The organism is Rhodococcus sp. 21391 (assembly GCF_016772255.1).
GTDB lineage: Bacteria > Actinomycetota > Actinomycetes > Mycobacteriales > Mycobacteriaceae > Rhodococcus_F > Rhodococcus_F opacus.
This window is the reverse complement of sequence record NZ_CP063781.1, coordinates 6,453,049-6,476,751: the sequence shown is the minus strand read 5'-3', so window position 1 is coordinate 6,476,751 and position 23,703 is coordinate 6,453,049. Positions and strand designations below refer to the sequence as shown.

20 protein-coding genes, 2 rRNA genes and 1 pseudogene are annotated in these 23,703 nt (G+C 66.4%); 16 read left to right on the top strand and 7 right to left on the bottom strand.

Features of this window, described 5'->3' with window-relative positions; genetic code table 11:
* Positions 1 to 128: 128 nt before the first annotated feature.
* The 7 genes and pseudogenes from GO592_RS29925 (at position 129) to GO592_RS29895 (ending at position 7,964) form a co-directional block, all read left to right on the top strand.
* Positions 129 to 3,262, top strand: a 23S ribosomal RNA gene (locus GO592_RS29925).
* Positions 3,263 to 3,390: 128 nt separating this feature from the next.
* Positions 3,391 to 3,507: ribosomal RNA gene (gene rrf / locus GO592_RS29920) — 5S ribosomal RNA — on the top strand.
* A gap of 660 nt (positions 3,508 to 4,167) precedes the next feature.
* A pseudogene (locus GO592_RS46625) lies at positions 4,168 to 4,254 on the top strand (L-serine ammonia-lyase, iron-sulfur-dependent, subunit alpha); the annotation flags it as partial.
* Positions 4,255 to 4,435: 181 nt separating this feature from the next.
* Positions 4,436 to 4,831: a low affinity iron permease family protein gene (locus GO592_RS29910; RefSeq protein WP_007298231.1), complete on the top strand. Its 396-nt coding sequence runs from the start codon at positions 4,436 to 4,438 to the stop codon at positions 4,829 to 4,831.
* Positions 4,832 to 4,911: 80 nt separating this feature from the next.
* A complete protein-coding gene (locus GO592_RS29905; protein WP_007298232.1) occupies positions 4,912 to 6,465 on the top strand; it encodes a succinic semialdehyde dehydrogenase in 1,554 nt (517 codons plus the stop codon).
* A gap of 2 nt (positions 6,466 to 6,467) precedes the next feature.
* Complete coding sequence (locus GO592_RS29900; RefSeq protein WP_007298233.1) at positions 6,468 to 6,911, top strand: SRPBCC family protein; 444 nt, start codon at positions 6,468 to 6,470, stop codon at positions 6,909 to 6,911.
* 102 nt (positions 6,912 to 7,013) lie between these two features.
* Complete coding sequence (locus tag GO592_RS29895; protein WP_039951700.1) at positions 7,014 to 7,964, top strand: alpha/beta hydrolase; 951 nt, start codon at positions 7,014 to 7,016, stop codon at positions 7,962 to 7,964.
* Here GO592_RS29895 and GO592_RS29890 read toward each other — a convergent pair.
* The 3 genes from GO592_RS29890 to GO592_RS29880 are packed head-to-tail and all read right to left on the bottom strand — an operon-like array spanning position 7,954 to position 11,289.
* A complete protein-coding gene (locus tag GO592_RS29890) occupies positions 7,954 to 9,513 on the bottom strand; it encodes a long-chain-fatty-acid--CoA ligase (RefSeq protein ID WP_007298235.1) in 1,560 nt (519 codons plus the stop codon). The two genes, GO592_RS29895 and GO592_RS29890, sit on opposite strands and share 11 nt — an antisense overlap.
* Positions 9,514 to 9,523: 10 nt before the next feature.
* Positions 9,524 to 10,306 carry an enoyl-CoA hydratase gene (locus tag GO592_RS29885; protein ID WP_007298236.1) on the bottom strand — a complete coding sequence of 261 codons (783 nt, stop codon included), beginning with the start codon at positions 10,304 to 10,306 and terminating at the stop codon, positions 9,524 to 9,526.
* Between the two features lie 11 nt (positions 10,307 to 10,317).
* Positions 10,318 to 11,289 (bottom strand): NADPH:quinone oxidoreductase family protein, encoded by a 972-nt coding sequence (locus GO592_RS29880; RefSeq protein WP_007298237.1) that lies wholly within the window; start codon positions 11,287 to 11,289, stop codon positions 10,318 to 10,320.
* A 148-nt stretch (positions 11,290 to 11,437) separates the two neighbouring features.
* Between GO592_RS29880 and GO592_RS29875 the strand changes: the two genes are divergently transcribed.
* The 5 genes from GO592_RS29875 (at position 11,438) to GO592_RS29855 (ending at position 16,172) form a co-directional block, all read left to right on the top strand.
* Positions 11,438 to 12,238, top strand: coding sequence for a crotonase/enoyl-CoA hydratase family protein (locus GO592_RS29875; RefSeq protein WP_007298238.1), 801 nt, complete (start codon positions 11,438 to 11,440; stop codon positions 12,236 to 12,238).
* 79 nt (positions 12,239 to 12,317) lie between these two features.
* The gene (locus tag GO592_RS29870) at positions 12,318 to 13,511 is read left to right on the top strand and encodes a thiolase family protein (RefSeq protein ID WP_007298239.1); all 1,194 of its coding nucleotides are present in this window, start codon (positions 12,318 to 12,320) and stop codon (positions 13,509 to 13,511) included.
* A 40-nt stretch (positions 13,512 to 13,551) separates the two neighbouring features.
* Positions 13,552 to 14,313, top strand: coding sequence for a 3-hydroxyacyl-CoA dehydrogenase (locus tag GO592_RS29865; protein WP_005264856.1), 762 nt, complete (start codon positions 13,552 to 13,554; stop codon positions 14,311 to 14,313).
* Positions 14,314 to 14,323: 10 nt separating this feature from the next.
* Positions 14,324 to 14,965, top strand: coding sequence for a TetR/AcrR family transcriptional regulator (locus GO592_RS29860; RefSeq protein WP_007298240.1), 642 nt, complete (start codon positions 14,324 to 14,326; stop codon positions 14,963 to 14,965).
* A gap of 55 nt (positions 14,966 to 15,020) precedes the next feature.
* Positions 15,021 to 16,172 carry an acyl-CoA dehydrogenase family protein gene (locus tag GO592_RS29855; protein ID WP_007298241.1) on the top strand — a complete coding sequence of 384 codons (1,152 nt, stop codon included), beginning with the start codon at positions 15,021 to 15,023 and terminating at the stop codon, positions 16,170 to 16,172.
* A gap of 68 nt (positions 16,173 to 16,240) precedes the next feature.
* Here GO592_RS29855 and GO592_RS29850 read toward each other — a convergent pair whose 3' ends face one another.
* The 3 genes from GO592_RS29850 to GO592_RS29840 are packed head-to-tail and all read right to left on the bottom strand — an operon-like array spanning position 16,241 to position 18,500.
* Complete coding sequence (locus tag GO592_RS29850; RefSeq protein ID WP_007298242.1) at positions 16,241 to 17,218, bottom strand: NAD(P)H-dependent flavin oxidoreductase; 978 nt, start codon at positions 17,216 to 17,218, stop codon at positions 16,241 to 16,243.
* Between the two features lie 23 nt (positions 17,219 to 17,241).
* Positions 17,242 to 17,646: a nuclear transport factor 2 family protein gene (locus tag GO592_RS29845; protein WP_007298243.1), complete on the bottom strand. Its 405-nt coding sequence runs from the start codon at positions 17,644 to 17,646 to the stop codon at positions 17,242 to 17,244.
* On the bottom strand, positions 17,643 to 18,500 hold the full coding sequence (locus GO592_RS29840) for a crotonase/enoyl-CoA hydratase family protein (protein WP_007298244.1): 858 nt from the start codon (positions 18,498 to 18,500) through the stop codon (positions 17,643 to 17,645). Before GO592_RS29840 ends, GO592_RS29845 begins: the two co-directional genes overlap by 4 nt.
* A 109-nt stretch (positions 18,501 to 18,609) precedes the next feature.
* On the opposite strand from GO592_RS29840, the gene GO592_RS29835 reads away from it, so the two are divergent.
* The 4 genes from GO592_RS29835 to GO592_RS29820 all read left to right on the top strand — a co-directional run bounded on the left by GO592_RS29835 (position 18,610) and on the right by GO592_RS29820 (position 22,111).
* A complete protein-coding gene (locus tag GO592_RS29835) occupies positions 18,610 to 19,215 on the top strand; it encodes a TetR/AcrR family transcriptional regulator (protein WP_039951704.1) in 606 nt (201 codons plus the stop codon).
* A gap of 62 nt (positions 19,216 to 19,277) precedes the next feature.
* Entirely contained in the window at positions 19,278 to 20,279 is a 1,002-nt protein-coding gene (locus GO592_RS29830) for a YihY/virulence factor BrkB family protein (protein WP_005573568.1), read from the top strand.
* Positions 20,276 to 20,638, top strand: coding sequence for a PH domain-containing protein (locus GO592_RS29825; protein WP_007298246.1), 363 nt, complete (start codon positions 20,276 to 20,278; stop codon positions 20,636 to 20,638). The genes GO592_RS29830 and GO592_RS29825 overlap by 4 nt, the downstream gene beginning before the upstream one ends.
* Positions 20,639 to 20,860: 222 nt before the next feature.
* On the top strand, positions 20,861 to 22,111 hold the full coding sequence (locus GO592_RS29820) for an MFS transporter (protein WP_082324941.1): 1,251 nt from the start codon (positions 20,861 to 20,863) through the stop codon (positions 22,109 to 22,111).
* Between the two features lie 4 nt (positions 22,112 to 22,115).
* On the opposite strand, the gene GO592_RS29815 is transcribed toward GO592_RS29820, so the two are convergent.
* Positions 22,116 to 23,675, bottom strand: a complete 1,560-nt coding sequence (locus tag GO592_RS29815; protein ID WP_007298248.1) for an acyl-CoA synthetase — start codon at positions 23,673 to 23,675, stop codon at positions 22,116 to 22,118.
* Positions 23,676 to 23,703 lie beyond the last annotated feature (28 nt).

The following is a 23,703-nucleotide window of genomic DNA, read 5'->3' as shown; positions in this document are numbered from 1 at the left end:
TTCTAGGCAAGAACTTACAAGTGATCATGGTGGTCATACCGGCCGGGTTTTTCTGGTGTTCGGTGGCGACGAGGACATGGTTGGTTGTGTGTTGTTTGAGAACTGCACAGTGGACGCGAGCATCTTTGTTGTAAGTAATGAAGAGCGTACGGTGGATGCCTTGGCACCAGGAGCCGATGAAGGACGTAGGAGGCTGCGATAAGCCTCGGGGAGCTGTCAACCGAGCTGAGATCCGAGGATGTCCGAATGGGGAAACCCAGCACGAGTGATGTCGTGTTACCCGCACCTGAATATATAGGGTGTGTGGAGGGAACGTGGGGAAGTGAAACATCTCAGTACCCACAGGAAGAGAAAACAATAGTGATTCCGTGAGTAGTGGCGAGCGAAAGCGGAAGAGGCTAAACCATGGATGTGTGATAGCCGGCAGGTGTTGCATTCGTGGGGTTGTGGGGTTCATCTTGTCAATGCTGCCGTGTTGGCCGACAGTAAGAAATCATTGTGTTAGTGGAAGTGGTCTGGAACGGCCTGTCGTAGAGGGTGAGAGTCCCGTACACGAAAACATGATGACTGTCGTGATGGAAACCCAAGTAGCACCGGGCCCGTGAAATCTGGTGTGAATCTGTCGGGACCACCCGATAAGCCTGAATACTCCCTGGTGACCGATAGCGGACTAGTACCGTGAGGGAAAGGTGAAAAGTACCCCGGGAGGGGAGTGAAATAGTACCTGAAACCGTGCGCTTACAATCCGTCAAAGCCTTTGCACACTTCGGTGTGGGGGGTGATGGCGTGCCTTTTGAAGAATGAGCCTGCGAGTTAGTGGCATGTCGCGAGGTTAACCCGTGTGGGGTAGCCGTAGCGAAAGCGAGTCCGAATAGGGCGTCCGTAGTGGCATGTTCTAGACCCGAAGCGGAGTGATCTACCCATGGCCAGGTTGAAGCGACGGTAAGACGTCGTGGAGGACCGAACCCACTTAGGTTGAAAACTGAGGGGATGAGCTGTGGGTAGGGGTGAAAGGCCAATCAAACTCCGTGATAGCTGGTTCTCCCCGAAATGCATTTAGGTGCAGCGTCGCGTGTTTCTCACCGGAGGTAGAGCTACTGGATGGTCTAGGGGGCCCACAAGCTTACCGAAATCAGCCAAACTCCGAATGCCGGTGAGTGAGAGCGCGGCAGTGAGACTGCGGGCGATAAGGTTCGTAGTCGAGAGGGAAACAGCCCAGATCGCCAGCTAAGGTCCCTAAGCGTGTACTAAGTGGAAAAGGATGTGGGGTCGCGAAGACAACCAGGAGGTTGGCTTAGAAGCAGCCACCCTTGAAAGAGTGCGTAATAGCTCACTGGTCAAGTGATCCTGCGCCGACAATGTAGCGGGGCTCAAGTACACCACCGAAGCTGCGGCATTCACACAATGCACCCCCTTGATTCTGCGGAGTCTTGGGCAGTGGTGTGGATGGGTAGGGGAGCGTCGTGTGGCCATGGAAGCGGCAGGGTGACCTAGCCGTGGAGGCCACACGAGTGAGAATGCAGGCATGAGTAGCGAAAGACGAGTGAGAAACTCGTCCGCCGAATGACCAAGGGTTCCTGGGCCAGGTTAATCCGCCCAGGGTGAGTCGGGACCTAAGACGAGGCCGACAGGCGTAGCCGATGGACAACGGGTTGATATTCCCGTACCCGTGTGAACGCGCCCCTGGTGAATCAGTGATACTAACCATCCTGAAGCGTCCTTACGCCCCTTCGGGGGCCCTGGATGTGGATGCATGGGACCTGATCTGGTAGTAGCCAAGCGATGGGGTGACGCAGGAAGGTAGCTGAGCCAGTCAGTGGTAATACTGGTGTAAGCCTGTAGGGCGAATGGTAGGCAAATCCGCCATTCACACAGCCTGAGAGGTGACGCATAGCCGAATGAGGCGAATTCAGTGATCCTATGCTGCCGAGAAAAGCCTCTAGCGAGCTTTCACACGGCCCGTACCCCAAACCGACACAGGTGGTCAGGTAGAGAATACTAAGGCGATCGAGATAACTATGGTTAAGGAACTCGGCAAAATGCCCCCGTAACTTCGGGAGAAGGGGGGCCTCGTCCGGTGATCACTCTTGCAGTGTGAGCTGGGTGGGGCCGCAGAGACCAGTGAGAAGCGACTGTTTACTAAAAACACAGGTCCGTGCGAAGTCGTAAGACGATGTATACGGACTGACGCCTGCCCGGTGCTGGAAGGTTAAGAGGACCGGTTAGCCAGCAATGGCGAAGCTGAGAATTTAAGCCCCAGTAAACGGCGGTGGTAACTATAACCATCCTAAGGTAGCGAAATTCCTTGTCGGGTAAGTTCCGACCTGCACGAATGGCGTAACGACTTCTCAGCTGTCTCAACCATAGACTCGGCGAAATTGCATTACGAGTAAAGATGCTCGTTACGCGCGGCAGGACGAAAAGACCCCGGGACCTTCACTACAGCTTGGTATTGGTGTTCGGTTCGGTTTGTGTAGGATAGGTGGGAGACTGTGAAGCGCTCACGCCAGTGAGTGTGGAGTCGTTGTTGAAATACCACTCTGATCGTATTGGACCTCTAACCTCGGACCATGATCTGGTTCAGGGACAGTGCCTGGTGGGTAGTTTAACTGGGGCGGTTGCCTCCCAAAATGTAACGGAGGCGCCCAAAGGTTCCCTCAGCCTGGTTGGCAATCAGGTGTCGAGTGCAAGTGCACAAGGGAGCTTGACTGTGAGACTGACAGGTCGAGCAGGGACGAAAGTCGGGACTAGTGATCCGGCACCGGCAAGTGGAAGCGGTGTCGCTCAACGGATAAAAGGTACCCCGGGGATAACAGGCTGATCTTCCCCAAGAGTCCATATCGACGGGATGGTTTGGCACCTCGATGTCGGCTCGTCGCATCCTGGGGCTGGAGTAGGTCCCAAGGGTTGGGCTGTTCGCCCATTAAAGCGGCACGCGAGCTGGGTTTAGAACGTCGTGAGACAGTTCGGTCTCTATCCGCCGCGCGCGTTAGAAACTTGAGGAAGGCTGTCCCTAGTACGAGAGGACCGGGACGGACGAACCTCTGGTGTGCCAGTTGTTCCACCAGGAGCACCGCTGGTTAGCTACGTTCGGAAGGGATAACCGCTGAAAGCATCTAAGCGGGAAGCCTGTTCCAAGATGAGGTTTCTCACCCCCTCGAGGTGGTAAGGCCCCCGGCAGACCACCGGGTTGATAGGCCAGAACTGGAAGCCAGGTAACTGGTGCAGGTGACTGGTACTAATAGGCCGAGGACTTACCACAAAGAAGCTACGCGTCCACTGTGCAGTATCTGAAACAACACACACGTTTCAGAACAGAAGAAAGAAGAACACCACCAACGTTTGTTGTGTGTGTCTTCGCTGATGTTCCGTGTGACAGTTTCATAGAGTTACGGCGGCCATAGCGGAGGGGAAACGCCCGGTCCCATTCCGAACCCGGAAGCTAAGCCCTCCAGCGCCGATGGTACTGCACCCGACAGGGTGTGGGAGAGTAGGACACCGCCGAACATCCGTTACCGAAAGCCCCCCAACCATGTTGGGGGGCTTTCGGCATTCCCGGGCACGAACACCCATGCCGCGCCTGTCTTTTCACCGCGGCGCACCGCCGGCAGACGGTCAATCGGTCGGTCGATTTCCGGCAGCCACCGCCAATCGCGTGAAGTCATGCCGACGCGTCGCGGAACCGACGCGTGAACTGCGTTCGGAGTCCATAGTCGAGGCGCCGGCTGGCGTCAGCGAGGGATCTGTGAGGTTCGACTCGACGTAGAGGCGAAGTCGCGCCGGCAGGCAACCTCGACGTCGAGCGTCGGGTCGACGTGTACGCCGACCCCGCCGCCTCCCTCGACGGCTGCCGGCCGAGCGCGACACCGCTCGGCCGCTGGCCGCGAGCCGGACCATCCCCTTGCTTTGGGGCCGATCGACGCGAGTGGTCGTCGCATTCTCGGACTTGGCCGCTGGTGGCCCTGTCGATGTCCGCTCGGTCGTCGCGCTGATGGGGACGCACGCCACGAGAATCGCCGCGACCGACAACCACCTTCCGACGCAGGAAGCCCATTAGAGGCGCACCCCGCCGAGGACGAGCATGAACAAGCCGATCCACGGGGCGCCGGTCACGAACCCCGCGATCGCCGTCAACAGCAGGAAGCTAGCCAGGACGGGTGCCGACGAACCGCCACGGTAATCGGATCGCTAATGGAGGTGAACGCGTCCATCTCGGGCGCGGAGGCGGGCTGCCAGGGTGAGGTCGGATCGGCAGCGCGATAGCGGCCGGGGCTTGGTACTCGGCGGAACGGGGTCGCGGCGGAGACCGCGCCGAGCGCGGCCCGGATGGCGCTCTACTGCGACGGCAGCTGAGTCGTCTCCCTCGACACCGTCATCGAGGCGACTCGGGGGAAACGGGCATATCTGGAGTGGTGGCTGCGCCTAGACTCCGAAGATGGTGCGCAACGCGAAAGCTGCACGTCAACAGCCCACCGATCAGCGTTCGGCGTTCGACAGGTTCGTGGAGCAGATCGAACTCCGGGTCAGCCAGGCGCCGTTCTTCGGGATCTGCGCAGGAGTGGTCGCGCTGTGGGTCGTCAGCATTCCGCTCTGGAAGGACCTTCACGAGTGGCAGATCGCCATCCACACCGTCGGCGCCGTCTTCACACTGCTCCTCGTGGTTCTGCTCGAGAATGCCAGCCGCCGCGCCACGGAGGCTCTGCAGGAGAAACTGAACGTCATCGCCGAGGCGCTCGCCGCCCTGCTCGATTCCTCCGCTCAGGACAACCCCGAGCTGAGGAAGGCGGAGGAGAAGTTGCGGGAGGCCGTCGGGCTCGAAGACCGGCACTAGCCACCCGCCCCTGTGACTTGGCACACCAAGCAGGTAAGTTATGTGTAACCGCAAAAACTACTAACCAGTAGGGGTACGAAATGCCTGTTCCATCCGCCGCCACGTTCGCGCGGCTCGCCGACCTCATCGCCATCCCGGATGCGGCGGATCGTCCGACGCGGTCCGTCGTCGAGGCGTTCACAGGTAAGGAACTGGCCACCGTCCCGGTCGGTACCGCTCAGGACGCCAAGGACGCGATCGCACGCGCCCGGGTGGCGCAGAAGGAATGGGCCAAGCGTCCCGTCACCGAGCGAGCCGCGATCTTCCACCGGTACCGCGACCTGGTCCTCGAGAACCGCGACGCCCTGATGGACATGGCTCAGGCCGAGACGGGCAAGTCCCGCGCCGCCGCGCAGGAGGAGGTCCTCGACATCTCGATGACCGCCCGCTACTACGCGCGCGTCGCCCCCAAGCTGCTGCGTCCCCGGCGCATCTCGGGCATGCTGCCCGGCCTCACCAAGACGGTCGTGCGGTACCAGCCGAAGGGCGTCGTCGGCGTCATCTCGCCGTGGAACTACCCCATGACCCTCGCGGTGTCCGACGCCGTCGCCGCGCTCCTCGCCGGCAACGCCGTCGTCCTCAAGCCCGACAGCCAGACCCCGTACTGCGCGCTGGCCTGCGTCGACCTGCTGTACCAGGCCGGGCTGCCGCGCGACCTGTTCGCCGTCGTCCCCGGACCGGGCTCGGTGGTCGGCACCGCCCTCGTCGAGAACACCGAGTACCTGATGTTCACCGGGTCCTCGGCCACGGGTCAGCTCCTCGCCGAGCAGGCCGGGCGCCGTCTCATCGGCTTCTCCGCCGAACTCGGCGGCAAGAACCCGATGATCGTCACCGCCGGCGCGAACCTCCGTGAGGTCACCGACGCCGCCGTCCGCGCCTGCTACTCCAACTCCGGGCAGCTGTGCATCTCGATCGAGCGGATCTACGTCGAGGAGTCCATCGCACCCGAGTTCACCCGGATGTTCGGGGAACGCGTCCGCAACATGAAGCTCGGCGCCGGCTACGACTTCGGCATCGAAATGGGCAGCCTCGTGTCCGAGGCTCAGGTCAAGGCAGTGTCCAGCCACGTCGACGATGCCGTCGTCAAGGGCGCCACCGTGGTCGCCGGCGGCAAGGCGCGCCCCGACCTCGGCCCTCTGTTCTACGAGCCGACCGTCCTGACCGGTGTTCCCGAGGACGCCGAGTGCTACCGCGACGAGACGTTCGGGCCGCTGGTCTCGATCTACCCCGTCGCCGACGTGGACGAGGCGATCGAACGCGCCAACGACACCGAGTACGGCCTGAACGCCAGCGTGTGGGCGGGAACCAAGGCGGAGGGCGAGGCCATCGCCGCCCGGATCCACGCCGGGACCGTCAACGTCGACGAGGGCTACGCCCCCGCATGGGGCAGCACCGGTGCGCCGATGGGCGGAATGGGAGTGTCCGGTGTCGGCCGCCGCCACGGCGACGACGGGCTTCTCAAGTACACCGAACCGCAGACCATCGCCACCACCCGCATCCTCAACCTCGGTGGTCCGCGCGGACTGTCGCCGAAGGTGTGGGCCAAGATCATGCCGCCTTTCGTGAAGGCGCTGCAGTGGATTCCGGGCCGCTAGACGTGGACAGCGCGAGCATCCTGATCGACGTCCCGCCCGGCGAGGTGTGGGACGTGGTGACCGACGTGGAGGGCATGGGCCGGTTCAGCCCCGAGAACACCGGGGCGCGCTGGACGTCCGGCACCCCGATGACCGTGGGTGCGCGGTTCGTCGGCGCCAACCGGCACGGGCCGGTGCGGTGGAAGACGCACTGCACCGTCGTGGATATCGTTCCGGGCCAGAAGTTCTCCTTCGAGGCGGACGAGCCGAAGGCGCGCTGGACGTATCATCTCGAACCCTCCGGCGCGGGCACACTCGTCACCGAGACCCGGGAGATCTACGCGACGCCCGTATGGTGGGTACGGCTGGTGCAGAAGTCGAAGGTGCTGGGCAGCAACCGCGACCAGCTGATGCAGGACGGGATGCGGCAGACGCTCGAGCGCATGAAAGTCGCCCTCGAGAGCTGATCTTCCACCCTGGGGTGCCGATTCTTCACCCTAGGGTGGCTGTCGCCGCCGCGCGCAGGGCCCGAGACTGGACCATGTCCACACCTCTCGGAGGCGCCTCCCATGAATCCTCGGCCGTCACCCGTCGAAGCTGGTCGGTCGTGCCCTGACGTCCGCCGTGAGGACGTGTGGTTCTCCTCGCGGGGACAACGCTGCGCGGCCTGGCTGTACCGGCGCCATTCCGAAACCCACACGGCAGCACCCTGTGTGGTGCTCGCGCACGGCTGGAGCGGGGTACGCGAACAGAGACTCGACGCGTTCGCGGAACGGTTCGCGGCCGCGGGAGTCACGGCGCTGGTGTTCGACTACCGCTACTTCGGCGCCAGCGAGGGCGAACCCCGCCAACTGCTCGACATCGACAGCCAACTCGACGACTGGGACAGCGCCGTCGCGTTCGTGCGCAGCCGCCAGGACATCGACCCCAGCCGGGTCGCGCTCTGGGGAACGTCACTGTCCGGCGGACTCGTCCTGACGGCGGCCGCGCGGGACCGCCGGGTGGCCGCGGTCGTGTCGCAGGTTCCGTACGTCGACGGTCTGACGAATCTTCCGCGACTGGGCGTGGTCGGCCTCGGCCGCATGGCGGTCGCCTACCTGCGGGACCGGTACGCCCAGCTGCGGCACCGGCCGCCGTACATGTTCCCCGTCGTCGGGCCGCCGGGCTCGTTCGCGGCCATGACCACACCCGACGCGGAGGCGGGATATCACGGGATGGATCCGCCCGGTTCGACATGGCGCAACGAGACACCGGGGCGGGTGGCGTTGCAGGCAGCGCTGTACCGGCCGACGAAAACGGTCGCGAAGATCGCCTGCCCGGTCTTCTTCGCCATCGCCGACCACGACGTCGTCACGTTCACCCGCAGCGCGCAGAAGGCCGCCGCCAAGACCCTGGGCGCCGAGGTGCACGTGTACCCGGGCGGTCATTTCGACCCCTACTTCGGCGAGCTCTTCGAGCGGGTGGTCGCGGACGAGACCGACTTCCTCGTCCGCCATCTCCGTTCCCCGGCTAGCCGCTGACCGTGCCGAACTGTTCGCGCAGAACGCCTTTGACGACCTTCCCGCTGGCGTTGCGGGGCAGTTGGGGGAGGACCTCGACGAATTTGGGCCGCTTGTAGCGGGCGACCCGGCCGTCGAGCCAGTCCGCGAGGGCGTCGACCTCGAGCGCCGCCCCGGCCCGCGGGACGACGACCGCGACGGGAACCTCACCCCAGCGCTCGTCGGCCCGCCCGATCACGGCGACATCCACGATGTCCGGGTGGGCGGCCAGGGCATTCTCGACCTCGGCGCAGTAGATGTTCTCCCCACCCGAGATGATCATGTCCTTCTTGCGGTCCACCACGTACACGAACCCGTCCGAGTCCACCCGCACGAGGTCGCCGGAGTGGAACCAGCCGCCGTCGAACGCGTCCGCGGTCGCCGCGGGGTTCCGCCAGTACCCCTCCATGAGTCCCGGGCCGCGGTAGACGATCTCACCGATCTCGCCCTGCGCCACGTCGTTCATCGCCTCGTCGACCACGCGCATCGCCACGGTGTCGATCGGTTTCCCGACCGACCCGATCTTGCGCACGGCGTCCTTGCCGTCGAGCATGCACGTCACCGGAGACATCTCGGTCTGCCCGAAGAAGGCGACGATCGCGGCGTCCGGGAAGGCGGCGTACAGGCGGTCGAGGAGTGTCGGAGTGGCCGGCGCGGCTCCCCAGCCCAGCACCCGCAGGGCGAGATCCCGGCCGTCGGGGCCGGCGTCGTCGAGGATGGCCTGCCACTGGGTGGGCACCATGAACACACTGGTCACCCGCTCGCGCTCGAGCGCGTCGAGTAGCTCGGCCGCATCGAACGCACCGGTCGGGTGGATCACGATCGTGGCGCCGATCAGCAGGAACGGCCCCACGCTGCCGAGGGCGGCGATGTGGAACAGCGGGGACGAGACCAGGTTGACCTCGGACTCGGTGTCGAACAGTCGCCATCCGCGGATCAAGGTCAGCGCCTGTGCCTGCAGATTGAGGTGCGACAGCACCGCGCCCTTCGGACGACCGGTGGTGCCGGACGTGTACATGATGGCGGCGGGGGAGTCTTCCGCCACGTCCGCGATCGGGACGTCGGGATCGGCTGCGCGCAACTGCGTCTCGAGCGAGACGTCGTCGGGGGCGTCGCCGACCACGAGAACCGGCACGCTCTCGTCGACCTCCGCGGCGAGACCGGTGAGTGAATCCTCCACGACCACGACGGTGGCGTCGCTGTCGGCGACGATGAACCGCACCTCGCCGGGACTGAGCCGGAAGTTCACCGGAACCGCGATCGCACCCAGGCGAGTCGCGGCCAGCATCACCTCGAGGAACTCGGGGCGGTTGGTCAGCAGCAGCACGACGCGGTCACCGCGGCCGACACCGTGGGCGGCGAGGACCGCCGCCGTCCGCGCGCTGCGGTCCTCGAGCTCACGCCAGGTGGTCGAGGTACCCCGGAACCGGAGCGCCACCGCATCGGGTTTCGCGAACGCATGCCGGGCAACATGATTGGCCCAGTGCGTGCGCCGGGAGGCGAAGGGCTGAGCGTTCGACGTCGCTGTCATCGTGATGCCGTCAGCCGCGGCCGAACACTGCGGGTCGCTTCTCCAGGAACGCCGCGACACCTTCCCGGAAGTCGGGGGCGGCGAGGAGGTCGAGCTGACCCGTGCGCTCACGGGCGAACGCGTTGTCGAGTTCGAAGAGGGTGGCGTCGTTGACCGCGTCCTTGGTGAAGTGGAACGCCTCAGACGGTCCGTCGGCGAGACGTCGCGCGAGGGCGTCGACGGTCACGGCGAACTCGTCGTCGGGGTACACGTCGGCGATCAATCCGGCCGCGAGAGCCTCAGCAGCGGGCAGTCGTTCGGCCAGCAGCGCCATCTTCAGTGCGCGGGCGCGACCGACCGACGCGGCGACGAGTGCGGTGGCACCACTGTCCGGCATCAGGCCGACCTTCGTGAACGCGAGCAGGAAATAACTCGACGCGGTGGCGATCGTGAGGTCGCAGGCCAGAGCGAGGGACACCCCGACGCCGGCGGCGGGCCCGTTGACCGCGCCGATCACGGGCCGGGGGAACGCGCGAATCGTGGCCGCCGTGCGGTTCGCGGCGTCGATCGTCGCGGACGACGGCGGGCCGGAGACGTTCTCGCCGCCCAGGTCCGCACCCGTGCAGAACGCACGACCGGCACCGGTGAGGACGGCGGTCCGGACCTCCGCGTCGCCCGCGTACTTGTCGAATGCGTCGGCGACGGCGTCGAGGGTTTCGGTGGTGACCGCGTTCATGCGGGCGGGGCGGTCGAGGGTGACGCGGAGGACGCCGTCGTCGACGGTCGTGTCCACGCCGGGAATGTCGGAGCTCATGGGGATCCTTGTCAGGAAGGGCGGACGGAGAGGGCGATCTTGCCGGTGGCGGAACGGGTTTCGAGCGTCCGCAGTGCGTCGCCGGCGTGTTCGAACGAGTAGGTGGTGGGCTCGGCGATCTGCAGCGCACCGGATTCGAGGAGCGGACCCAGGGTCGCCCACTGCCTGCCCGTGTAGCCGGGGTTGGTGCGCACGTATTCGCCCCAGCCGGCCCCGAGAACGGAGATGTTACGCAGGAGAAGGCGATTGACCTTGACGGTGGGAATCTCGCCGCCGGTGAAGCCGAGGACAACCAGTCGCCCGTTGGGCGCGAGGCTGCGCAGGCTGTCGGTGAAACGGTCGCCGCCGACCGGGTCGAGAATGATGTCGACTCCGCGGCCTCCGGTGAGGTCGCGGACCCGGTCCTTCCAGCCGTCCAGGAGAACGACGTGATCGGCGCGGTTGGCCTTCGCGATGCCGGCCTTCTCCTCGGTGCTGACCACGGCGATCGTCTCGAGCCCCAGCGCGGCCGCGACCTGCAGGGCCGCGACCCCGACACCGCCTGCGGCGCCGTGCACCAGCACGGTCTCTCCGGAGCGGTAGCGGGCGCGCTCGTCGAGAGCGAAGTGCACGGTGAGGTAGTTCATCAGGAAGCCCGCCCCGGCCTCGAGCGACACCGAATCGGGCAGGGGGAACACCGAGTCCGGCTCCACCGCGACGGTCTGCTGCCATGCTCCGTCCGACGCGAGGACGGCCACCCGCTGCCCGGCACGGATACCGCTGTCCGTGGGTGCGCTGCGGACCACGCCCGCGCCCTCGACACCGAGCACGAACGGCAGTTCCCGGACGAGCTGGTAGCTGCCCGTGGTCTGCAGAAGGTCGGGAAACGACACTCCGGCGGCGTGCAGATCCACGACGACGCGGCCGGTTCCGTCGGGTTCGTCGATCTCGACGAGCTGGACTCCGGCAGGGCCGGAAGCGGTGGTCAATTGCTGGGCATACACGTGGTGATCTCCTCCGTCGGTCCCTGACTATCCATACCAGACGCAACTGAACGGGCGCTAGATAAATTCGACCATTGACCCTGCCGATGACGCCGTGGTACTAACTTTAACGAGCGATCAGTAATCATGCCGAGGCGGAGGACGAGACGTGCCAGAACAGACGGAGACGACGGAGGCAGCCGCACTGTGGGAGCGGCGCGGAGGCATCGGCATCATCACGCTGAACCGCCCCAAGGCGCTCAATGCGGTGAACGGCGCGTTGTCGACCGCAGTGGGCAGTCTGCTCGAGCAGGCCGAGAACGACCCCGAGGTGCGGGTGGTCGTCGTGACCGGGGCCGGCCGCGCGTTCTGCGCCGGCGCCGACCTCAAGGCCCTCTCCACGGGCGGGAACATCGCTGCGGAGGGGCACCCCGAATGGGGCTTCGCCGGATACGCGCAACACTGGATCAGCAAGCCGACCATCGCCGCGGTCAACGGCTTCGCCCTCGGCGGCGGCACCGAACTGGTCCTCGCCAGTGACCTCGCGGTCGTCGATGAGGAGGCGAAGCTCGGGCTTCCCGAGGTCAAGCGTGGACTGTTCGCCGCCGCCGGCGGCGTGATACGCCTGCAGCAGCAGATCCCGAAGAAGGTCGCGCTGGAGATCGCGCTCACCGGCGAACCGATCAGCGCGGCGCAGGGCAAGGAGCTGGGCCTGGTCAACCGTGTCGCCCCGGCAGGCACCGCCCTCGACGTCGCGCTCGAACTCGCCGAGCAGATCGCCGCGAACGCGCCGCTGTCGGTGCGCGAATCGAAGGCCATGATCCACCGCACCGCAACCGAACCCGACTGGGGCGACCGGGCATGGGAGGCGAACAACGCCGCCATCGCGACCATCTTCACCAGCGCCGACGCGAAGGAAGGGCCGACCGCGTTCGCGGAGAAGCGTCAGCCCGTCTGGCAGGGCCGCTGACCCGTGAGTACTTGTTAACGCCCCGCGGTTAATAAGTACTCACGGGCGGCGCAGCCGCACACTATCGAAAGGGAACTTCATGACCAACGCTGTCATCGTGGACGTCGTCCGCCTCGCCTCCGGTAAGGGCAAGCCGGGCGGTGCGCTGTCCGGCACACACCCGGTCGAACTGCTGGCGCACGTGCTGCGCAGCATCGTCGAACGCAACGGCATCGACCCCGCACAGGTCGACGACGTCATCGGCGGCTGCGTCGGACAGGCCGGCGAGCAGGCCCTCAACATCTCCCGGACGGCGGTGCTGTCGGCCGGATTCCCGGATTCGGTTCCGGCAACCACCGTCGACCGCCAGTGCGGCTCGAGCCAGCAGGCGGCGCACTTCGCCGCGCAGGGCGTGATCGCCGGCGCCTACGACATCGTGATCGCGTGCGGTGTGGAGTCGATGTCCCGCGTTCCGATGGGCACTACGACCATCGGTCAGGACGCGTCCGGCCCGGGCATCGCCGCCCGCTACCCCGAGGGCCTGGTCAACCAGGGCATCTCCGCCGAACTGATCGCCGCCAAGTGGAAGTTCGACCGGGACACCCTCGACGCGTTCTCCGCGCAGTCGCATCGGCGTGCCGCCGAGGCCTTGTCGAAGGGCTTGTTCGACAAGGAGATCGTCCCGATCTCGGTCACCAACGCCGCCGGTGAGACGGTGACGCACACCGCGGACGAGACCGTGCGCGCCTCCACCACCGCCGAGGGACTGTCCGGGCTGAAGTCGTCGTTCTACTCCGAGAAGTACGCGGCCCGGTTCCCCGAGGCGCAGTGGCACATCACCCCGGGCAACTCGTCGCCGCTGACCGACGGCGCGTCCGCGGCGCTGATCATGAGCGAGGAAATGGCGTCGAAGCTGGGGCTGACCCCGCGGGCCCGGTTCCATTCGTTCGCAGTTGCCGGTGACGACCCGGTCTTCATGCTCACCGCACCGATCCCGGCGACCAAGAAGATCCTCGCGAAGTCGGGGCTGAGCATCGACGACATCGACGCGTACGAGGTCAACGAGGCGTTCGCGCCGGTGCCGCTGGCGTGGGCGCACGAATTCGGGGCCGACCCGGCCAAGCTCAACCCGTGGGGCGGCGCGATCGCGCTCGGGCACGCACTCGGCTCGTCGGGCACCCGCCTGCTGAGCACCCTGGTCAACAACCTCGAGGCCACCGGCGGACGCTACGGCCTGCAGACCATGTGCGAGGGCGCGGGCATGGCCAACGCCACCATCATCGAACGCATCTGAACAACCCGCTCGAAAAACCCTGCTTCCGAAAGGTATAGACATGATCGTCAACGACAGCGTCGCACTCGTCACCGGCGGTGCCTCGGGCCTCGGCCTGGCCACCACCAAAGCCCTCCTCGCCGACGGCGCCAGCGTCGTCATCATCGACCTGCCCTCGTCCAACGGTGAGACCGTCGCCAAGGAACTCGGCGACCGCGTGCGCTTCGCCGCCGGCGACGTCACCAGCGAGGCCGACGTGTCCGCCGCACTCGATGTCGCGGAGTCGCTCGGGCCGCTGCGTGTCGCCGTGAACTGCGCCGGCATCGGCAACGCCATCAAGACCGTGAGCAAGAACGGCGCGTTCCCGCTGGCCGACTTCACCAAGATCGTCACCGTCAACCTCATCGGCACGTTCAACGTGATCCGCCTTGCCGCCGAGCGCATCTCGAAGAACGAGCCGATCGACGGCGAGCGCGGCGTCATCATCAACACCGCCTCCGTCGCCGCATACGAGGGCCAGATCGGTCAGGCCGCGTACTCCGCGTCCAAGGGCGGCGTCGTCGGCATGACCCTGCCGATCGCCCGCGACCTCGCGTCGCTGCTGATCCGCGTCAACACGATCGCTCCCGGCCTGTTCAAGACGCCGCTGCTCGGATCGCTGCCCGAGGCCGCGCAGCAGTCGCTCGGCGGTCAGGTTCCGCACCCCTCGCGTCTCGGCGACCCGTCCGAGTACGGCGCGCTCGCCGCGCACATCGTCAGCAACCCGATGCTCAACGGTGAGACCATCCGTCTCGACGGCGCCATCCGCATGGCACCGCGCTGATCGGCGACCTGTGACTCTGCACGAGGACGGGCCGACCGCGACGGAGCCGGTGTACGCCGACTGGCGGACGTTCGAGGCCCTGCCGCTGACGCCCATCCTCGAGCAGGCACTGGATCTGTTCAACGAGAACGGTTACCACGGCACGACGGTGCGGCAGATCGCCCGTCGTGTCGGGGTGACCGTCCCCGCCCTCTACTACCACCACGAGAGCAAGGAAGCCGTTCTCGTGGCCCTGTTCGAAATGCAGATGCGCGAACTGAACGACCGCGCCGAGGCAGCCGCCCGCGAGGCCGGCGACGACGTGGTGGCGCAATTCTCCAACGTCGTCGAGGCGATCGTCCTGTACATGACGTACCGAGTGCGGCACGTGTCCCTCGACACCGAGTTGCGGCACGTCTCGGCCGACAGCCGCAGCCGCTACGCCGCGTCCCGCAAGCGGCTCGAACTGATGTTGGTCGACCTCGTCGCCGATTGCGTCGCCCGCGACGTGTTCCACAGCGGGGACGTCCCCGAGACCGTGCGCGCCCTTCTCGGGATGTGCCAGTCCATTCCGCGCTGGTACCAGCCGGGCGGGGCACTGACCCCCGAGCAGGTCGCCGGCCGCTACGTCGACATCGCCCTACACACCGTCGGGTATCTACCTACCCACTGACATCGCGCCGGGTCCACCGAGCCGGACGAGCTCGTCCCGGCGACAAGGAGAGACCATGCAGCGCACCCTCTTCGGCAGGGATCACGAAGCGTACCGGGAGACCGTGCGCGAGTTCCTCGCCCGCGAGATCGAGCCGAATTACGAACGGTGGGAGTCGGACCGGCTCATCGACCGCTCGGCGTGGCTGGCGGCCGGCAAGTCAGGGATCGTCGGGCTCGGCGTGCCCGAGGAGCTCGGCGGTTCCGGCGTCACCGACTACCGCTTCCGGTACGTCGTCGCCGAGGAGATCGCCCGCACCGCGACGACGTCGTTCGGTTCGGGACTGTCCCTCCAGGACGACATCGCCATCCCGTACATCGTGAACCTCGGCACGGACGAGCAGAAGCAGCGGTTGCTGCCGGGCATGGCCGCGGGCGAGCTGATCGGCGCCATCGCGATGACCGAGCCCGGCGCCGGCAGCGATCTGCAGGGCGTGAAGACCACCGCGGTGCGCGACGGCGACGAGTGGGTGATCAACGGCCAGAAGACGTTCATCACCAACGGCATTCACTCGGACCTGGTCATCGTCGTCGCCCGTACCGACCCGAGCGCCGGTTCCAAGGGCTTCTCACTCCTCGTCGTGGAGCGGGGCATGCCCGGTTTCAGCCGGGGCCGCAAGCTGCACAAGGTCGGCCTGGCCGGTCAGGACACGGCCGAGCTCGTGTTCGAGGACGTGCGGGTGCCCGCCACCAACCTGCTCGGCACCGAGGGCCGCGGCTTCGTTCACCTCATGGAAAACCTTCCCCTCGAACGCATTTCGATTGCGGTCAGCGCCATCACCGCCGCGAAGGCCGCCTACCAGTGGACGAGGGACTACGTGTTCGAGCGTAAGGCGTTCGGGAAGCCGATCGGCGATCTGCAGAACACCCGGTTCGCGCTGGCGGAGATGCTCACCGAGATCGAGGTGACCGAATCGCACATCGATCGGTGCGTACTCGCCTTGAACGCAGGCGAACTCACCGCCGTCGACGCGTCGAAGGGCAAGTGGTGGGCCAGTGAGTTGCAGAAGCGTGTCGTCGACCGCTGCGTCCAATTGCACGGCGGCTACGGCTACATGATGGAGTACCCCATCGGCCGCGCATACGTCGACAGCCGGATCCAGACGATCTACGGCGGAACCACCGAAATCATGAAGGAAATCATCGGGCGCGACATCGCGGCAGGATAGGCGGCTCCGCCGCCCGTGCCCCTTTTTGGTTGTTCCAGCTACCAGAAAGGCGCACGGGCGCGAAGCGCCTAGAACAGGCGGGCCCGCGCGTCCGCGTACTCGCGGGTGAGGCGTTCGACGATCTCCGCCGCCGGGACGACGGCGTCGACGGCGCCGATGCCCTGTCCGGCGCCCCAGATGTCGCGCCAGGGCTTGGCTTCCGACTTCGCGGCGTTGTCCGCCTCCTCGCCGACACCGAAGTCCATGGCGGACGGGTCCGACACGGCGAGGTTGTTCGGGTCGAGTCCGGCGGCCTCGATGCTGCCGCGCAGGTAGTTGCCGTGCACCCCGGTGAACAGGTTGGAGTAGACGATGTCGGACGCGGTGGAGTCGACGATCATCTGCTTGTAGCCCTGGTCTGCGTTGGCCTCCTCGGTGGCGATGAACGCGGAGCCGACGTAGGCGAGGTCGGCGCCGGCGGCCTGCGCGGCGAGGACCGAGCGGCCGTGAGCGATGGAGCCCGACAACAGGACCGGCCCGTCGAACCATTCGCGGATCTCCTGGATCAACGCGAACGGCGACAGGGTGCCCGCGTGTCCGCCGGCGCCGGCCGCGACGGCGATGAGGCCGTCGGCGCCCTTCTCCACGGCCTTCTTCGCGAATTTGTTGTTGATGACGTCGTGGAGGACGATGCCGCCGTAGCTGTGGATGGCCTCGTTGACGTCGGCGCGGGCGCCGAGGGACGTGATGACGATCGGGACCTCGAACTCGACGATGGTGGCGAGGTCCTCGTCGAGGCGGTCGTTGCTCTTGTGGACGATCAGGTTGACCGCGTACGGCGCGGACGGTGTCTCGGGGTTGTTGGCGTCGTGCTTGGCGAGGGCTTCGGTGATGCGGGTGAGCCATTCACGCAGGACGGGCTGCGGGCGGGCGTTGAGCGACGGGAACGATCCGACGATGCCCGAAATCGACTGGGCGATCACCAGGTCGGGACCCGAGACGATGAACATCGGCGACGCGACGACGGGCAGGCGAAGCCGGTCTTGCAGGATGGGGGGCAGGCTCATGAATTTCTCCTTGATGCAGTGGGTTACGACTGGGAGAGCTGGGCGGCCATCAGCGGGATGAGCGCCTGCAGGCCTTTCACGGGACGGACCATCACCTTGAACGACGTGATCTGGTCGCGGTCGTTCCAGTGAATGAGGTCGATGCCGTTGACGTGGATGCCGTCGAGTTCGGTGGCGAACTCGAGGACTGCCGAACGGTCGCCGTACCACTCCTCGACGTAGTGGAAACCGGTGCCGTCGAACACGGTCAGAGCGGCGCCGAGATACGCCAGGACCTTCGCCTTCCCTTCCTGCGGAGTGAACACCGCGGGGGAGGAGAACACGGCGTCGTCGGCGATCAGGGCATCGAGGGCGGCGAGGTCGCGATGTTCGACGACGTGGTGCCAGCGCTCGACGACGCGGGGGCGGGCCGGCAGTGCGGCGGTCATCCGCGGAACGCCGGGGTCGGAAGGTCTTCGCCGAACACGTCCGGCAGGTCGTCGCGGACGCTGTCGGGGAACACGGCGGGCCGTTTCTCGAGGAACGCGGAGATGCCTTCGCGCGCGTCCGGTCCGATGCCGCGGATGTTGATCCCGCGTGTCTCGACGCGGTGCGCGATCATCGGGTGCTCGGCGCCCAGTGCCCGCCACATCATCTGGCGCGACAGCGCCACCGATACGGGGGCGGAGTGCTCGGTCAGGCTCCGTGCCAGCGCGTACGCCTCGTCGAGCAAGGATTCCCGCGGGTACAGCTTGTACACGAGGCCGGCGTCGAAGGCCTCCGTGGCGGGGAACACCCGGCCGGAATACACCCAGTCGAGGGCCGTCTGCAGGGGGACGAGGCGCGGCAGGAACCAGGTCGAGCAGGATTCGGGGACGATGCCGCGGCGGTTGAAGACGAATCCGATGCGGGCGTCGTCGGCGGCGAGGCGGAAGTCGGCGGCGAGGGTCATCGTGATGCCCACTCCCACGGCCGGTCCGTTGATCGCGGCGATGATCGGTTTGCGGGATTCGAACATCCGGAGCACTACGCGGCCGCCACCGTCGCGGCGGGCGTCGGCGCCCTCGTCCTCGTCCTGCCAGTGATCGAACGTGGCGGCACCGGCCGACAGGTCTGCGCCCGCGCAGAACGCTCGTCCGGCTCCGGTGAGCACGATCGCCCGGACGGAATCGTCCGCGTCGAGCTGGTCGTAGGCGGCGATCAGCTCGTTCTCCATGGTGGTGGTGAACGCGTTGAGCTGGTCGGGCCGGTTCAGGGTGATCGTCGCGATGCCGTCCGCGACGGCGAGTCCGATGTGATCCACCGCCCCAGCATGACATTGTTACCGAACGATCGCTAGAGCGGGTTCTGTGACGGGACCCACTACCCTGGAGTGGTCGTGTGACGATCGGAGCGGGGACGGAGACCGAGGAATGTGCGCTGCAAAGGTGGCAGCCGTGAGCACGGGTACCGGGCGGCAGGTGATCCTCGACTCCGCGGTGGCCAACATGAACGAACGCGGCTATCACGGCACGTCGATGCGGGACATCGCCCGCGGCGCCGACATCACGGTCGCCTCGATCTACCACCACTTCGCGTCGAAGCAGGAGATCCTGCAGGACATCATGGTGCGTGCACTTCACGACGCCATCGCGATGACCCGCGGTGCGCTGCTGCGCTCGGGTGGCGCCCCCGCCGACCAGTTGCAGGCGCTGATGCGGGCGTGGGTCATGTTCCACACCACCCGGCAACTGGACGCGATGGTCGGCGCCACCGAGATACGCAGCCTCGACGACGCCGGCCGCCGGCTCGTCGTGGCCCTCCGCGACGAACAGGAACACCTCTTCCGCGACGTCGTCGAGCGCGGTGTCGAGGAGGGCGACTTCGCGACCGAATACCCGCGGGACGCCGTCCGCGGCATCATCAACATGGGCCAGTCGGTGTGCACGTGGTGGCGCGCCGACGGTCCGCTGAAGCCCGAGGAACTCGCCGAGCGCTACGCCGACCTCGCCCTCGCGATGGTGAAACCGACCGTTTGATCGCCGTGGCCGCGTGCCGGGCAGAATCGGGGTGACGGGTGGGCGCGGAAACGGAGCGTGAGATGAAGTTCGCCAGACGGCTCGACGCTCTCCAACAGAGGTACCCGGCGATGGGCTTCCCGATCGCCGTCACGTACAAATTTCTCGACGACCAGGGCGTGTACCTCGCGGCGTTGATCGCCTACTACGGGTTCATCTCGCTGTTTCCCCTCCTGCTTCTGCTGTCGACGGTGCTCGGGTTCGTGCTGTCGGGTCACCCCGAACTGCAGCAGGACATCATCGACTCGGCGCTGAGCCAGTTCCCGGTCATCGGCGCCGACCTGGCCGACCCGCACCGGATCGGCGGCGGGGTGACGGGTCTGGTGATCGGACTCGTCGGTGCCCTCTACGGCGGACTCGGGGTCGCGCTGGCCAGCCAGAACGCGATGAACACGGCGTGGTCGGTGCCCCGCCACATGCGGCCCGACCCGATCCGAGGCCGGTTGCGGGGTCTGCTGTTGCTCGGCACGATCGGTCTCGCCGTCCTCGGCACCGCCGCGGTGGCGGCGGTCGGCGCCGCGACGCACCTGTCCGGATCGTTCACCGTGCTTCTCATGCTCGCCGCGATCACGATCAACTCCGCGATCTTCATCCTCGCCTTCCGGCTCGCCACTGCCCGGCCGCTGTCCGTCGCCGACGTCGCGCCCGGCGCAGTCGCGGCAGCCGTGGTGTGGCAGGTGCTCCAATCGTTCGGTGCCTACTACGTGAGCAAGGTGGTGAGCACGGCGTCCGTGACGAACGGGGTGTTCGCCGTCGTGCTGGGGTTGCTGGCGTTCCTGTTCCTCGCCGCCGCGGCGATCGTGGTGTGTGTGGAGATCAACGTCGTCCGCGTCGACAGGCTGCACCCGCGGGCGTTGCTCGGGCCGTTCACGGACAAGGCCGACCTCGTGGAGGGGGACAGGCGGACGTTCACCGACCAGGCGAAGGCGCAGCGGGCGGTACCGCACGAGGGCATCCACGTCACGTTCGACGAAGTTTCTGCGAAGATGGACAGGCCTGGACCGCCGTCGAAGGAGGAACCATGACCGACCCGATCTTCGACAAGTCGGAACAGTTGAAGCAGGTCCAGCAGGGCATCCTTCCCGGCGAGTCGATCATCGCCGTGTACGACTGCATCGGCGCGGGCACCGGCTTCCTCGGGATCACGAACCTCCGCGTCGTGATCCAGGACAAGAGCTTCGTCGGCAAGCGCACCGCGATCACGTCCATCCCGTACAAGAACATCCGCTCGGTCTCGTTCCTCAGCAACAAGTCGTGGGCCGGCCAGTTCTTCTCCTCCAGCAGCATCGCCGTCAACGTCGCCGACACCACGTACGAGGCCGACTTCCGCGGCATGGACAAGGCCCACCACGTGCACACGGTGATCCTCGAACACATCACGTGACGTAGGTCGCTCTGCTCCGGTGCGTCGCGCCAGGTCACGGCGACACACCCACACGCTGCGCCGGTGAGTGGAATCACGCCTGCGCGGATTATCAATTCGCTTGCGGCCTCGCCCATACTGGTACGAGCCGGTGTGCCACTATCTCGGCCCGGTTCATCCTCAGGCGAGTCCATTGGACGTGCTCGCCGATCCTACGATCAGCCCGACGGGAGTCTCGCTGCCATGACGCCGCCTGCAGTTCACCTCACCGAACCTGCGGTCACCGCTCGTCCGTCTCTGCGTCCGCGGATTCCGTCGCCGAGTCGGCGGGGCGCGATGCTGGCGCTTGCCCTCGGCGGGTTCGGTATCGGCACAACGGAATTCGCGTCCATGGGTCTGTTGCCCGCGATGGCTGCGGGGACCGGGGTGTCGGAGCCGGTTGCCGGGCACTTCGTCTCCGCGTACGCGCTCGGCGTCGTCGTCGGGGCGCCCACGATCGCGGCGCTGGCCGCCCGCGTCGAGCGGCGCACGCTGCTCATCGCGTTGATGGCCACGTTCGTCGTCGGCAATCTCGCGACCGCGGTCGCCCCCGGGTACGAGTCGCTGCTGGTGGCCCGGTTCCTCGCCGGACTGCCCCACGGTGCCTACTTCGGGGTCGCAGCGCTGGTCGCCGCGCACCTGGCGGAACCGGGCAAGCGCGCCAAGGCGGTCGCGACCGTGATGATGGGTCTGTCGGTGGCGAACGTGGTCGGGGTGCCTGCGACGGCGTTCTTCGGTCAGATGCTTGGCTGGCGGTCCGCGTTCGTGCTCGTGGTGATCATCGGAATCGTGACGCTGGTGGCGTTGGCACGTCTCGTCCCGCCGCTGGCGGGGGTGCACGTGAGCAACCCGGTGGCCGAACTCGGGGCGCTGAGCCGGGTGCAGGTGTGGATGACGCTGATCTTCGCGACGGTCGGGTTCGGCGGTTCGTTCGCGGTGTACACGTACATCAGTTCGACGCTCACCGACGTGTCCGGGTTGCCGCACGCGATGGTTCCGGTGGCGTTGATGCTGTTCGGTTCGGGGATGATCCTCGGCAACGTCGTGGGTGGCCGCATCGCCGACAACGCGGTGGTGCCCGGGCTGTTCGGGTGCATGATCGCCCTGATCTGCGTTCTCGCGCTGTTCATCGTCGCCGCCCACAACCCGGTGACGGCGCTGATCGTGCTGTTCTTCATCGGGATGGCGGTGACGGCGATCTTCCCGGCCGTCCAGTCGCGGCTGATGGACGCGGCGGGTGACGCGAAGACGCTCGCGTCGACGCTGATCCACGGCGCGTTCAACCTCGCCAACGCGGGTGGTGCGTGGATCGGTGGTGTCGTGATCGCGGCCGGATACGGCTACACCGCCCCGGCCGCCGTCGGCGCCCTCCTCGGCGTCGCCGGACTGATCGTCCTCACGATCGCGGTCCTCCTCGACCGCCGGCGCCGGGACGAACCGGCCGCCGACGGCTGACGGTTCAGGCGGGAAGGGCTCGGGCGGGAACCTGGGCTGAGTAGCGCTCTCGCAGCGTGCCTTTGACGAGTTTCCCGGTGGGGGTGCGGGGGAGGTCGTCGCTGAAGACGACGTTCCGTGGGACCTTGAACCGGGCGAGCCGGCCCCGCACGTGGTCGAGGAGTTCGCCGGCCAGCGCGTCGTCCCCGGTCACACCCGGAACGGTCTGGACCACGGCCAGCACCGACTCACCCATCTCCTCGTCGGGGATCCCGATCACTGCGACGTCGAGGACGGCGGGGTGATCGGTGAGGGTGTTCTCGATCTCCTGCGGATAGATGTTGACGCCGCCGGAGATGATCATGAACGACTTCCGGTCGGTGAGGAACAGATACCCGTCCTCGTCGAGGTAGCCGACGTCGCCGGTGGTGGTCCACGTCGGGTGCTGTGGGTGCTGGGCGTCGCGGGTCTTCGCGGGGGCGTTGTGATATTCGAACGGCAGGGTGTTCCGCTCGAAGTAGAGGGTGCCGATCTCGCGCGGTGCGAGGTCGGCACCGTCGTCGCCGCAGATGTGGGCGACGCCGAGCGCGGCGCGGCCGACGGTTCCGGGCTTACGGAGCCATTCGTCCGAATTCACGAGGGTCATGCCGTTGAGTTCGGTGGACGAGTAGTACTCCGACAGGATCGGACCCCACCACTCGATCATCTGCCGCTTCACCTCCACCGGGCACGGGGCTGCGGCGTGCACGGCGACGCGGAGGCTGGAGACGTCGTACTTCTTCCGGGTCTCGGCGGGCAGCTTCAGCATGCGGACGAACATCGTGGGTACCCATTGGCTGTAGGTGACGCGGTACTGCTCGATGTACGCGAGCGCCTGCTCGGCGTCGAAGCGGTCCATCACGACGACGGTGCCGCCGAGGGCCTGCACCGACGCGCAGGTGCGGAGCGGTGCGGCGTGATACAGCGGGGCGGGTGAGAGGTAGACGGTGTCCGGCGTGACTCCCCATACCGTCGCGTTCATGCCGGTCATGGTGTCGCCGGGTTCCTGGATCTGCCGTGCGGGCAGTTCCGGTTTGATGCCCTTCGGGCGACCGGTCGTGCCGGAGGAATACAGCATGTCCGCCCCGCGGGGCTGGTCGGGGAGTGGGACGTCCGACTCCGCGGCCGCGGCGGTGTCGAGGGAGTCGTAGCCGGGGATCGTTCCCGCGAACGCGAGCCGGTGCTCGGTGACCGGGGTGAGGGCGGGGAGTTCACGCGCAACCGCGTCGAGTGCGGCGTCGACGATCAATGCCTTGGCACCGCAATCCTCGACGATGTAGGCGATCTCGGGCGGCGTGAGGTGCCAGTTCGCCATCGTGAGGTAGAGACCGGAACGCATGGCCGCCCAATAGATGTCGAAGATCGCGGGAGTGTTCGTAGCCAGCACCGCGACGTGATCTCCGCGGCGCAGACCGAGTGCGTGCAGGTGGCGGGCGATCCGGATCGAGCGGGACTCGAGTTCGGCGAAGGTGACCGTCTGCCCGGTGCCTGCCATGATCACGGCCGGCTTGTCGGGGGTGGTGGCAGCATGAGCGCCGGGATACATGGTTACTCCAATTCGTGATGGATCTCGA